Below are 12739 nucleotides of genomic sequence, written 5' to 3'. Positions count from 1 at the left end.
TTGGTTGCATAGTAAACAGGAACAAGTGCGGCACCGCCGAGTAGAACAGCGACAGCGATAGGTAGGGCCTTACTCATGTAGTATTCCAATATAGGGTTACCGTTAATGTTCAGTCCATCTTAGCAGAAAATTTTCAGAAATCTTGCGTCTGTGACGGAAATTTACTTTAGCATTCGATGGGCTTAATTAGGCCATTAAAAAAGGCCAGAGTAGTTCTGGCCTTGGGGTTTAATGAATTAAATCCAGATCAATACATCACGATACTGCGTGCATTCAGTAAGAGAATAATTGCTTATCTAGAGGGAATTCAATCCCGATTGAAGCACCACCATCCTGGCCATGCAAGTCGGAATCGCTGATCCAGCCATTCACTTTTAAAGGAATATCTGAACGCAGATAATGGGTCCAGGTCAGATCCAGCGCTTTGATTTCATCTTGCGCTGGAAAGGCTAAATTAGTAGTTCGGTTGGATTCATTCAGCTTGGCAAATAGCACTCGAGCATTCAGTCGGTTTAAAGGATCAACACGAAGATCACCCCCCACCGAAACCATTTGTCCATCTCCTCCCATGGCATGTGCCAAGGGATAACCATGCTGGTAGAAGCCATCTGTATAGGTGCTGTTGTGGTTGTAGGAGACACCCCGAGCTGTGCCATTGGTGCGTGTATCGGCCCATTCTGTATAGAGTTGATAAGGCATATTGTTATAGCTGGAAGAATAATCGATACCGGCCAGATACATTTTTTTAGACGGCAGGCCGCCTGCTTCATCTTCACCGACATATTGGGCATAGACACCCATCGGAATCTGAGCAAGAGACTGCAGGTTTAAACGGGCATCAAAGCCGGCAATCTGGTTGGATGGATCTGGCTCGCCGGTTCCTCCATTATCTTTATTCCCTACAAAGGCATCCCAAAGTGAGCTAAAACTTTCCGGGCGACCTTCACCTCCCCACTGAATTGCTCTGGATGCGCCCAGTTCTAAAGACTGCAAGGGTTGCGCTGTCACACGTAAACCAATCAGCTTGGCATCTGGAACCGCAGTATAGTCATCTAACTGACCGGCAAAAGCCTGGTATTGCCATGGACCGATCCAAGAAAGCCATTTCGTTTCAAACGCATGCTGTTCAGCACGCTGTAGACTGACCCCATATACCGGTCGGCTGGCATCGCCACGAATTAAACTGCCATCATGGCCAGGTCCCCAAAATGTCGGAATCTGACCGGCGATTATCCATTGATTCCACAGCTTGCCAGCGATATAGGAACCTTCCAGATTAACGTCCTGGTCATGATCAATCTGTGGGTCTTTTTCTGCATTGACCCGGAGTCTGGCATCCCAGGACTGACCACCCGCATTCAGTTCCAGGCCGGCCTGATACTGGGCTTTTTCCCGGTCGGCAAAGGCCTGTGGTATATTTTTCTGTTCAGTTTCTGCAAACAGGGAAGCTTTCAAGAACTGATTATTGGCATTTAAATGGGCCAAGACACTATCAATCACTTTTTGTTGGTTGTGATCACTGATGTTTGCTTGAGAAAGAGCACGTTGAATTTCGTCCCCACTCATCGGCCAGGTCGAAGTACTGATTTGAATCACACCTTGCTGGTTCAACCAGTTTAAATCGGTACGCAGGTTCTGGTCATTTAACACAATACCTTGGGCAAAGGTCAGTGAGGAGCTCAGTGCCAGGCTAGCGAGCAATATTCTTGATTGAAACATTCTTATCTTCCTAAAGCTTTTAAATAATTGTTAGCAGAAATGGTCATCAGAATCAGGGGGAGGTCAATTGAGTAGATCGATTGAGGCGAAATATCAGCGCAGTGAATGGTCCAGTTGCCATAACCAGCTGGACCATTCAGCGAGAGAACAGATTAATCCTTATCTTTCTGTGCAGTATAGGCATAGGCATAATTATAGCCGTAACCATAGCCATAGCCGCCATTGGCTTTTTGGACATCATTGAGAATCACACCATTGACTTTGATATTGGCCTGTTCAAAGCGATTTACCGTGATTTCTAGTTCTTTGATCTGAGTTCTGGCATGACGGGCCACCAGCAAGTTCACCCCGGCAGACTGGGCAATAATAATCCCATCTGTGACCGCGAGAATCGGCGGAGTATCAATCACCACATGATCAAAGCTGGCTGAAGCCTGATCCAGAAAGGCCTGAAAATGCGCCGTACTCAGCAGCTCGGAAGGATTGACCGGACTTTTGCCACGCGTTACAAAGAACAGGTTGTCGACATCTGAACGCTGGACCACAGAGTCATAACTGTTTTGCTGATTTAGCAATTCGGACAGACCCGGCTGGACTTCACTGTTAAAGTATTTATGCAAATAGCCACGACGCAGGTCACCATCAATCACTAAAACTCGTTTGCCACCTTGGGCTAGAATCGTCGCCAGGTTAACCGTGATAAAGGATTTACCAATTTCCGGAGCCGGGCCAGATAAGGCAATGACATTGTTTTTGGCACTGGACAAGGCAAAATGAATCGCGGTACGCATACTGCGCAGGCTTTCAATCGCAATATCACCACTGTCTTTAACCGCAAGAATAGGAATATTCTTTTTCTTTTTCCGCAGTTTGATCAGGCCTTCCTGAGTCAGCGAGCGGGGCACGGTGGCATAGACCGGCAAATCCAGCTGATTTTCAATTTGTGCTGCATCCTTAATCCCGCTACGCAGCATATTACGTAACAGGGCGATTAAGGTGCCGAGGAAACCACCGAGGAAAATCGACAGAATCAGAATCTGCAGTTTTTTTGGTGCAATTGGCTGAAGGGGTTCAACAGCGGTATCGACAATACGCACGTTGCCAATTTCACCTGCTTTGGCAATTCGTAGCTGCTGATAAGAGTTTAACAAGGCAGTATAGAGCTGCTGTTTCACTTCAACTTCACGGAAGAGTTGCAAGTATCGGCGTTGCAGGTCGGGTAACTGCTTTAAAGTAGCTTCCAGCTCGTTAATTCTTTTATTGATCGCACCCAGTTGCGCATTCATCTGCTGCATCACGGGATGTTCATTGGTGTATTTGGCAGAAGCCTCAGCTACTTGCTGCTCAAGCTGTGATTTCTGGGTTTCCAGGCTAATACTTTGGGTCAGATACAGTTCCGATTCTTTGGTGACATCGACCGTGTTGAATTGCTGACGGAAAGTATTGAATTCCCGCTCAGCTACATCCAGTTGCTGACGCAATTCAGGTAACTGTTCATCCAGAAACTTAAGCGTTTGTGCCGTTTCTGCAGAACGACGTTCAATATTTTGCTGGCTATAGGCAGCGAGAATGGCATTGAGAACTTCAGTGATATGCTGTTTGTCAGTACCCTGATAATTCAGGCCTAATACACCGGTCATTTTGCCTTTTTCTGCAACCGAGTAATTGGCAAGAATTGATTTGACCGCAGCGGGCAGAGATTGCTTGCGAACAATATAAGATGCATTGAACTGGTCCTGGGTATAAATGGCAACTTTCCACTGACCATGTTCAGACTGCAATTCACTAGGCTGATTCAATGGGGCAGAGAAGACCACTTGTTTTGTGGCCGGATCAGTTAAAGTGTATTTACCCTGCTGAAAGTCAAGACCTAAATTTTTGTCATTGAAATAAGCAGGCACTTCAAACTGACGGATATCAAAGGATTTAGCATTGTCTTTAAAAAGAACAGATGTTTTATTGTATTCGCTTTGATAGTCATGCGGTGACAATAAACGGTTCGTAAAGCTGTTTTCAGTTCCAGCAATGCGAAGATCGAGATTTAAAGCCTGAATGGCTGAACCCAGCACCAGACGCGACTTTAATAGTTCTATTTCTGCCTGAGCAGGCTGCTTTTGCTCGATCATGTTGGATAGATCACCCAATAAGGCAGCAGAAGCCCCTTTGTTTTCTTCGACTTGTACCAGCGCATCGACCGAATAGGTATCTGGTGTAACACGTAAATACAGTAAAGCCGCCACAATACTTAAAATGACGCAAAGGGCAATGAGTTTCCATTGAGCAATCAATGAGAAAAAGAGTTCTTTTAAGTCAATGGTATCTTCAGTGTTGGTGGTTTGGCTCATAGTTTATTGTCATTCAATTATTTAAAGATGGGATATCCAGTCATTTACACACTGTTGAATCTGCTCAAAGGTGTGGTCAAAAAAGAGTTGATCCTGCTGGTAGGGGTCAGCAATATTTTTTGATTGCCAGTGCCCCAGGCGAAAAGTTTTTCCTTTGGCAAAAGGCCAGTGCTGCTCTAAATACTGTTGCTGATTTTTACTCATGACCAGCACCAGATCAGCCTGTTTAATCATGTCCCCAGTCAGTTTTTTGGCACGATGAGCCTGCATATCCAGTCCGATGCCTTGCATACAGCGCTGGGCTTTCTCATCTGCCGGATAGCCGATCATCGCTGCAATACCGGCCGAATGGATCTGCCGTTCAGGTAGAGCCTGCTTGAGTAAATATTCAGCCATGGGACTGCGGCAGATATTGCCGACACAGACCACCAGAATATGCTTAAACTGCATTATTGTCCCAGCCGATCCAGATTATACAAGGTGTTCGAGAATGGAATTATCTGGTTCAACACACGTTGCCAGCGTGCCAGACCTGAAGCATCGACATAGACAATATCATTACTGCGCATCTGAAACTGGTTGGCCAGGCCAAAGTCGGCAATGCTGGTCAAGTCTAGATGATAGACCTCAGTATGTGCAGCACTCGGTTGACTACGCACGACATAAATTTTACTGCGACTGGCAGAGAGTGGATTTAAGCCTAAACTTTCACCTAATACATCACTTAAACTCATCCCTTGATCACGCAGTGGCAAGGACTGGTTTTTGCCAGATTCACCCATGACATAGATTTTTTGATTTTCGCGATTGTTCACATATAAAGTGTCATTTGGCTGGATCAGCAAGTTATGCAGTGAAAAACCTGCTTTTTCCAGTTCTACCGTGTTCAGGGTATAGGTCTGTCCCTGACGAACCAAGGTAATGGAAGCATTATTTCCCTGTTGTGCATTGACACCACCGGCCATACCCAAAGCAGTATAAACACTCACCGGCTGATCGCTTAAATAAAACTGCCCGCCTTTGATGACATTGCCCTGAACGGAATAGCGCTGGCCTTGATAGGACAGAACTCGCACAATCACATCCGGAGTTTTTAAATAACGTGACAGCTGGCTGCGTAATTCGCGGTTAACTTGAGTCAGGGATTTGCCTGCAGCCTTGTAGCGGCCTATCATCGGGAAGTGAATATAACCACTTTGGTCAATTTGGTAGCCTTCACTTCCTGAAATATCTGGATAGGCCCATAGGGAAATAGATAAAATATCACCCGGACTCAAACTATAGCTACGATGCGGGGTGCTAAACAAATGGGCATAGTCTTGTTGAATATTTTGTACAGCAGGCTGAACGGCCAGCATAGAGTCCTGGGTGAGTCGAATCACATTGACTGAAGTCCCCAGCTCGGTTTGATAAACACCTTCAGTCGGTAAATCATAGGTTTGCAGACCAGAAGTTACTGCACAGCTGGTCAAAGCGAGACCGCAAGTCAGTAAAAAAGCCAGTTGAGTTTTTCGCACATGAAATCCCGTTTTTAATATTTAATTCGTTAAATCTGCGATATTCTACCTCAGAACTTTGATTTTATTATAACAAAATGTATCTGATTTTAACTGAATAGTGAATGAAGACAATAAACCCTGTTCGCTCAATAAAATCTTTTCCCAAAGTCTTCTTTCATAAGCTTAGTTAACCTGAATCATGGATAAGAAATTCAGTTGAAAAAAAGATGACTAAGTTGATAAGAGAGTTACTCCACAAACCAATCAACTAGCCATCCTATGTTCGAGTTTATAACTTTATTCTGTACGTTTGACGATTTTTTTCAGAAAAATGAAGCCGTCTATTTGCAATACCTAAAACAAGAAAATCCGAAGGTCAGGCAGAGATCAGGTGTTCTTTGTTTATCTGAGATCATTTTTATCGCGGTCTGGTATTAGAACTCTCAATTTCATCATTTCAAAGTATTTTATGGCATGATACAGCGGTTTTATTATAAGCTTTTCAAAGCCCTACCATCCTATCAGCGGATGGTTTATTTAATCAATCAACATCAACTTGCACTTCAAGCATTGCACATTTCTTTAACTTCTAGTGCTCAAACAGCCTGTGCTTGGGTTGATTCTCCAACTCTACCAGTATGTAAAAATCAGCGTATTCAACGTCACAAATCTTTAAAACAGATTGCTACACGAGGTAAAAGCTCAATGGGTTGGTTCTATGGATGCAACTTGCATGTATTGGTGGATGCTCAGGGGCAATTTGTTCAGACTCAACTGTCGAATGGCTATACTTCAGATATAAAAATTCTGCCGAAGCTAGCTCAAGGCTACATCGGTAAGATCTTTGGCGATCGTGGCTACATCAGTGAAGTTTAAAAGATAAATTAGCGAAGCAAGATATTGAATTAATGACCTATCATCGCGAGAATATGCGGCCAGTGGAACTATCATCAGACGATGAAGCAATGCTGAGACAGCGGAATAAAATAGAGACCATCTTTAGCTTATTGAAACAACAATACAACTTGGTAAGCAGTCGCCATCGTTCCATTTCAGGTTATTTCGCTAGGATTTATGCATCGTTATGTGGTTATCAAATCTGTTATCAAAATAAGCCTCAATTTACAATGATATAAAACTAGGCTTATCCATGATTTGGATTAGTTAAATATTTTCTTATTTTTTTGTTTTTTGGTGTTAAATCACAACAGAATTTTCATATTTTTCTGCTAGTATGCCTGCCGAAAGATTTAATCTTCATAAGTACAGTACATAAATAAGGCGTTGAAATGCTATCTATTGCAGATTTAAAAATTGCGGTGATTGGTTTGGGCTATGTGGGCTTACCACTTGCAGTTGAATTTGGGAAAAAAGTACCTGTAGTTGGTTTTGATATCTACCAGAAACGAATTGATGAACTTAAAAGTGGTCAAGACCATACCCTTGAAGTTTCCCCAGAAGAACTCAAACAGGCAAATCAACTGAGCTATTCAGCAAATTTAGAAGATTTTAAAAGCTGTAACTTTTTTATTGTCACTGTACCTACGCCAATTGATGAATTTAAACAGCCAGATTTAACGCCGCTTGTTAAAGCCTCGACCAGCATTGGACAGGTACTGAAAAAAGGCGATGTGGTGGTGTATGAGTCTACGGTATATCCGGGTGCGACTGAAGAAACCTGTATTCCGGTTCTGGAGCAAGTGTCAGGCCTGAAGTTCAATCAGGACTTTTTTGCTGGTTATAGCCCAGAACGTATTAACCCAGGCGATAAACTGCACCGCGTCACCAATATTCTGAAAATTACCTCAGGTTCTACTCCTGAAGTCGCAGAACTTGTTGATCAAGTGTATAACCTGGTGATTGAGGCAGGTACACATAAAGCGACTAGCATTAAAGTGGCTGAAGCGGCAAAAGTGATTGAAAATACCCAGCGTGATGTCAACATTGCTCTGATTAATGAACTGGCTGTGATCTTTAATAAAATGGGAATTGATACGGAAGCAGTTTTGCAGGCTGCCGGTACCAAATGGAATTTCTTGCCATTCCGTCCAGGTCTGGTCGGTGGACACTGTATTGGTGTTGATCCGTACTATTTAACCCATAAAGCGCAGTCTATCGGTTACCATCCTGAAATCATTCTGGCAGGCCGCCGTTTAAATGACGGTATGGGGGCGTATGTGGTTACCCAGCTGGTCAAGGCGATGATCAAGAAAAAAATTCAGGTCGAAGGTGCCAAGGTTCTGGTTTTAGGCTTAAGTTTTAAAGAAAACTGTCCGGATATTCGTAATACCAAAATTATTGATATTGTCAATGAACTGACAGAATACAATATTTCTGCCGATGTGTATGATCCATGGGTAGATGCAAGCGAAGCTCAACATGAATACGGAATTACTCCAGTCGTAAATTTGGAACAGGGTCACTATGACGCAGTGATTCTGGCTGTTGCCCATGATCAGTTTAAAGCTATGGGCGCTAAAGCATTACGTGCCTTGGGCAAGTCAGCACATATTTTATATGATCTAAAATATGTACTGGATCAATCTGAATCTGACCTTCGTCTGTAATTTATAGGGACCATAAAAATGAGCCAATATCAAACTGTATGCGAGCAATTACAACAAGTACCAAAAACCTGGTTAATTACCGGTGTGGCAGGCTTTATTGGCTCAAATTTACTGGAAACCCTGTTAAAGCTGAACCAGAATGTAGTGGGTCTAGACAATTTTGCTACAGGTCATCAGCATAATCTGGATGAAGTGCAAAGTCTGGTGAAACCTGAACAGTGGGCAAACTTCAAGTTTTATAAAGGTGATATCCGTAATTTTGAAGATTGCCAGACAGCATGTGCAGGGGTGAACTATGTTTTGCATCAGGCTGCTTTAGGTTCTGTACCCCGTTCGATTGCTGACCCGATTACCACCAATGCAGCCAATATTACCGGCTTTTTAAATATGCTGACTGCTGCACGTGATGCAGAAGTGAAAAGCTTTACCTATGCCGCCAGCAGTTCAACTTATGGTGACCATCCGGCACTGCCTAAAGTTGAAGACAATATCGGCAAGCCACTTTCGCCTTATGCGGTCACCAAATATGTAAATGAGCTGTATGCTGAAGTCTTTGCACGGACTTATGGGTTTAAAGCCATTGGCCTACGTTACTTTAATGTTTTTGGTAAGCGCCAAGACCCTAATGGGGCTTATGCCGCAGTTATTCCAAAATGGACCGCAGCCATGATTGCCGGTGATGATGTATTCATTAATGGTGATGGTGAAACCAGCCGTGATTTCTGTTTTATTGAAAACACGGTTCAGGCCAATATTCTGGCAGCCACTACGCAAAATGATGAAGCCAAAAATCAGGTTTATAATGTCGCAGTAGGAGATCGTACCACGCTAAATGATTTATTTAATGCCATTAAAGCAGCATTAAATGAAGCTGGTGTGACGTATACGAAAGAGCCTGTATATCGGGACTTCCGTGCAGGAGATGTTAGACATTCACAAGCCAGTATAGAAAAAATTAAGAAATCACTTTTTTTTAGGCCAGTAAAGAAGATTTCTGAAGGAATTACTGAAGCGGTAGCCTGGTATAAAAGTTAATAAAATTGTATGTCAAATAAAAAAATATTTTTTAATACTATATTCTTATATTTTAGGACGGTATTATTATTACTAATTTCTTTATATACTACTAGGATTATTTATAATATTTTGGGGGTAAAAGATTTTGGTATATTTAGTTTAATAGCCGGTTTTATAATTTTATTTAGTTTTTTAAATTCTGCAATGAGAAGTGGAACTCAAAGATATCTAAACTATGCACTTTCTAATGATAAAAATTATAATGTTGGTGAGATTTTTAAAATTTCATTAAAAATACATGTAGTTATTTCATTATTTATATTTTTTATTTTAGAAACTGTAGGTTATTGGATTTTAAATAATAAATTAAATATTCCTTCAGATCGAATGCCTGTTGCGAATATTGTTTTTCAGAGCTCAATATTTATTTCTCTAATAAGCGTATGGGTTGTACCATATCAATCCTTAATATTGGCTAAAGAAGAAATGAAAGTTTATGCTTATATTGGAATATGTGAAGCCTTTTTGAAATTAATTCTTGTTATTATTATTTCATATATTAATTTTTTTGATAAACTTGCAGCCTATAGTTTTATTTTAATGGTTAATTCGTTAATCATGTTTTTATTATATTACTGCTATGTAAAGAAAAATTATAAAACAGAGTTGCATTTCAAAACTAAAGAAAATAAAAAAGTTAAGAAAGAAATGATTATATTTTCAGGTTGGAATATATTTGGTCAGCTTGCATCAGTTTTAAATACTCAAGGGATTTCTATTATATTTAATTATTTTTTAGGGGTTTTAATTAATGCCTCAATAGCTATTTCTAACCAAATTAATTTTATAATATTTACATTTGTTTCTAACTTACATTCGGCTTTTAATCCTCAAATTGTAAAATCTTTTGCAGAAAAAAATTTCAAAAGGCATGTGGAGTTGGTAATTAATTCTTCTAAGTATTCAGTATATCTAATAACACTAATATCATTGCCATTTTTTATAATAACAGATTTTGTATTAAAAATATGGCTGGGGGATATTTTACCTGAATATGTTTCATTTTTATGTAAGGTGATTGTTATATGTGGAATATTTAGTGCTGCTTCAGGTCCATTATGGATGTCTACTTATGCACAAGGGAATATAAAAAAGTATCAAATCATTATATCTGGTATATTGCTACTAAATCTTCCACTCACTTGGATACTTCTTATTAATGGTTATTATTTGGAATTAGTTTTTTCTTCTACTATTCTCATTAGTATTTTAAGTTTTAGTTATAGGTTTTATTTTTTTTATAATAGTATAGTTTTATGTAGGAACATAAATTTAAATCTGATTAAATATTTTTCTGATATATTGTATTGTATTTTAATTTTATTAGGAGGATTGTTTATTTATGAAAAAATTAAAATAAATGATTCTTTTTTACTAAATATTTTTTATATATTAATCTTAGAAATTTTTTCTATACTATTCTTTTATTTTAGGCTTAATGGTATTGAAAAAAAGTTTATCTTAAATGTTTTATTTGATAGAATAAAAAAATTACTATGAGGTGTTGTTATGTCTGAAAAGAAATTTGGTATTTTAGTTTATGAAGAGCTAAAAGGAAGATTTAATATTGGTGATTATATTCAAAGTTTAGCTGCTCAAAGTTTTTTTGAAAACTATACAGCTAAAATAAACAGGGAGAAATCTGCATATTATGATGGAGATGAAATTAATTTAATTATGAATGGTTGGTTCACCCATACAACAACTAATGAATGGATTCCTTCAGAAAAAATAAAACCACTGTTAATTTCATTTCATTTAAATCACTCTTCTGTACCATATCTACTAAATAAAGAAGGAATTGAATTTTTTAAAAAGAACCAACCTATAGGATGTCGAGATGAGTTTACTGTGAATGAATTTAAAAAAAGAGGTATAGATGCATACTTTAGTGGTTGTTTAACTCTTACTTTGGATAGATATAAGAAGAGTAATGTTAAAAGAGAAGGTATATATATTGTAGACCCTTTATATGATTATCCTCAAAAAATGTATATTATGGAGAGCTATAAATCTTTAATAAAATCAATGCTTAATGGGGATATCTTTAAAACTAAAAAAATTGAGAAACATATGAAAAAAATATTTTCTCAAGAGTTACTTGAGCAAGCTGAATATATAACACAAGTTTTACCAGGGGATAAATATACATATGAAGAAAAATTCAAAATAGCAGATTCTTTATTAGAAAAATATTCTACCGCTAAACTTGTAATCACTTCTAGAATTCATTGTGCTTTGCCATGTTTAGCAATGGGAACACCTGTTATTTATATTAATGGTTTCGATAGTTTTTTTGACACATGTAGATTTGAAGGTATTTTAGAACTATTTAATAGAGTTGATGTTAATAAAAAAACAGGTTCTTTTATAGCTAATTTCGATTATAAAGGTGAAAAAATAACATCTGATATTGATATTCATAATAAGGATGATTATTTAATATTGGCTAATAAGATGAAAAAAATTTGTGAAGATTTCGTGAAATGAAAATAGCTTTTTTAATTAATAATCTTTCAAATTCAGGGGGCACACAACGTATGTTATGTGTTCTCAGTAATTTGTTGATAGACCAGTTTGATATTACTATTTTTGTTCATAAAGCAGGTGCTTCATTTTATCAATTGGATACGCGTGTAAATATTATTGATTTATCAAGTGAAAAAAGTGGGATTTTTTCTAAAAATATTAAGATATATAAGATTTTAAAAGAAAAAAGAATTGACTTTTATATTAATTTAGATTCAAATTCAATCTTGTTTAATGGATTTTTTTTGCCTCGAAAAACTAAATTAATTCTTTGGGAACATTTTTCTCTAGAAACTAATTATAACAAATTAATATTTAAACTATCGAGATTTTATGCTGTATTAAAATGTTTTAAAATTATTGTCTTGTCCCAGTCTGAATTAGTTGCTTGGAAAAAATATAATAAATTATGTATAGATAAGTTGTCTTTAATATATAACCCTTTAACAGTTAGTCCTTTACTTGCCCCTCCAAGTCTGTTAAAGAAAAAATTTCTCGCAATCGGGAATGATATAACAGTTAAAGGCTTTGATATTCTTTTAGACGCATGGGAATTACAGAAAAATAAAGAGTGGTCTTTACAAATTGTAGGTTTAAGTAAGAGTGATATAGATATGCTTAATCGGATCATATTTGAAAAGAAGTTATCTAATATTCAGTTGTTTGGGCGAATAAGTAATATTGAGAAATTTTACCAGAATGCAACAGTATTTCTTTTACCTTCTAGAAAAGAAGCGACCCCACTGGTGCTGATAGAAAGTCAAGCTTATGGACTTCCCGCTATTGTCTTTGATCATTTGCCAGGAGTTTTAGAGTTGCTCAATGATTCTGGTATTATTGTCGATTATAAACAAAAAAGTACTGGTTTTGCAGCCGCAATGGATAAAATTTCAAATGACTTTGAATATTTAAAATCTCTTTCTAGCGCTGCTATAATGAATTCGCATCGATTTAACACCGAAAGCTTCAAAAAGTCTTGGGTAGAAATTTTTAATGATTAGAG

9 protein-coding genes and 1 pseudogene are annotated in these 12739 nt (G+C 38.3%); 6 read left to right on the top strand and 4 right to left on the bottom strand.

The features are described from left to right. Positions 1-273: 273 nt before the first annotated feature. From ACN6OV_RS04290 to ACN6OV_RS04275, 4 genes are all read right to left on the bottom strand, one after another. A complete protein-coding gene (locus ACN6OV_RS04290; RefSeq protein ID WP_427949917.1) occupies positions 274-1719 on the bottom strand; it encodes a capsule assembly Wzi family protein in 1446 nt (481 codons plus the stop codon). Between the two features lie 152 nt (positions 1720-1871). Beyond that, a complete protein-coding gene (locus ACN6OV_RS04285; RefSeq protein WP_427949915.1) occupies positions 1872-4064 on the bottom strand; it encodes a polysaccharide biosynthesis tyrosine autokinase in 2193 nt (730 codons plus the stop codon). 21 nt (positions 4065-4085) lie between these two features. After that, the gene (locus tag ACN6OV_RS04280; RefSeq protein ID WP_427949913.1) at positions 4086-4514 is read right to left on the bottom strand and encodes a low molecular weight protein-tyrosine-phosphatase; all 429 of its coding nucleotides are present in this window, start codon (positions 4512-4514) and stop codon (positions 4086-4088) included. After that, complete coding sequence (locus ACN6OV_RS04275) at positions 4514-5581, bottom strand: polysaccharide biosynthesis/export family protein (RefSeq protein WP_427949912.1); 1068 nt, start codon at positions 5579-5581, stop codon at positions 4514-4516. Before ACN6OV_RS04275 ends, ACN6OV_RS04280 begins: the two co-directional genes overlap by 1 nt. 261 nt (positions 5582-5842) lie before the next feature. On the opposite strand from ACN6OV_RS04275, the pseudogene ACN6OV_RS04270 reads away from it, so the two are divergent. From ACN6OV_RS04270 to ACN6OV_RS04245, 6 genes and pseudogenes are all read left to right on the top strand, one after another. Then, positions 5843-6699: pseudogene (locus tag ACN6OV_RS04270) on the top strand (IS982 family transposase). Between the two features lie 153 nt (positions 6700-6852). Next, positions 6853-8130, top strand: coding sequence for a Vi polysaccharide biosynthesis UDP-N-acetylglucosamine C-6 dehydrogenase TviB (gene tviB / locus ACN6OV_RS04265; protein ID WP_427949910.1), 1278 nt, complete (start codon positions 6853-6855; stop codon positions 8128-8130). Between the two features lie 18 nt (positions 8131-8148). After that, positions 8149-9165, top strand: coding sequence for an NAD-dependent epimerase/dehydratase family protein (locus tag ACN6OV_RS04260; RefSeq protein ID WP_427949909.1), 1017 nt, complete (start codon positions 8149-8151; stop codon positions 9163-9165). A gap of 9 nt (positions 9166-9174) precedes the next feature. Beyond that, the gene (locus tag ACN6OV_RS04255) at positions 9175-10707 is read left to right on the top strand and encodes a hypothetical protein (protein ID WP_427949908.1); all 1533 of its coding nucleotides are present in this window, start codon (positions 9175-9177) and stop codon (positions 10705-10707) included. A gap of 9 nt (positions 10708-10716) precedes the next feature. After that, the gene (locus tag ACN6OV_RS04250; RefSeq protein ID WP_427949906.1) at positions 10717-11697 is read left to right on the top strand and encodes a polysaccharide pyruvyl transferase family protein; all 981 of its coding nucleotides are present in this window, start codon (positions 10717-10719) and stop codon (positions 11695-11697) included. Then, positions 11694-12737 (top strand): glycosyltransferase, encoded by a 1044-nt coding sequence (locus ACN6OV_RS04245; RefSeq protein ID WP_427949904.1) that lies wholly within the window; start codon positions 11694-11696, stop codon positions 12735-12737. The genes ACN6OV_RS04250 and ACN6OV_RS04245 overlap by 4 nt, the downstream gene beginning before the upstream one ends. Positions 12738-12739: the final 2 nt, after the last annotated feature.

The organism is Acinetobacter sp., from assembly GCF_050285345.1.
Taxonomy (GTDB): domain Bacteria; phylum Pseudomonadota; class Gammaproteobacteria; order Pseudomonadales; family Moraxellaceae; genus Acinetobacter.
Note: the sequence above shows the minus strand (reverse complement) of the source record. Positions and strands in the feature narration are given on the sequence as shown.

What these genes read in the sequence shown, in the direction of transcription:
- ACN6OV_RS04245 (WP_427949904.1), top strand. Translation starts at nt 11,694, where the DNA reads ATGAAAATAGCTTTTTTAATTAATAATCTTTCAAATTCAGGGGGCACA.
- ACN6OV_RS04260 (WP_427949909.1), top strand. Translation starts at nt 8,149, where the DNA reads ATGAGCCAATATCAAACTGTATGCGAGCAATTACAACAAGTACCAAAA.
- ACN6OV_RS04280 (WP_427949913.1), bottom strand. Translation starts at nt 4,514, where the DNA reads ATGCAGTTTAAGCATATTCTGGTGGTCTGTGTCGGCAATATCTGCCGC.
- tviB (WP_427949910.1), top strand. Translation starts at nt 6,853, where the DNA reads ATGCTATCTATTGCAGATTTAAAAATTGCGGTGATTGGTTTGGGCTAT.
- ACN6OV_RS04250 (WP_427949906.1), top strand. Translation starts at nt 10,717, where the DNA reads ATGTCTGAAAAGAAATTTGGTATTTTAGTTTATGAAGAGCTAAAAGGA.
- ACN6OV_RS04290 (WP_427949917.1), bottom strand. Translation starts at nt 1,719, where the DNA reads ATGTTTCAATCAAGAATATTGCTCGCTAGCCTGGCACTGAGCTCCTCA.
- ACN6OV_RS04255 (WP_427949908.1), top strand. Translation starts at nt 9,175, where the DNA reads ATGTCAAATAAAAAAATATTTTTTAATACTATATTCTTATATTTTAGG.
- ACN6OV_RS04285 (WP_427949915.1), bottom strand. Translation starts at nt 4,064, where the DNA reads ATGAGCCAAACCACCAACACTGAAGATACCATTGACTTAAAAGAACTC.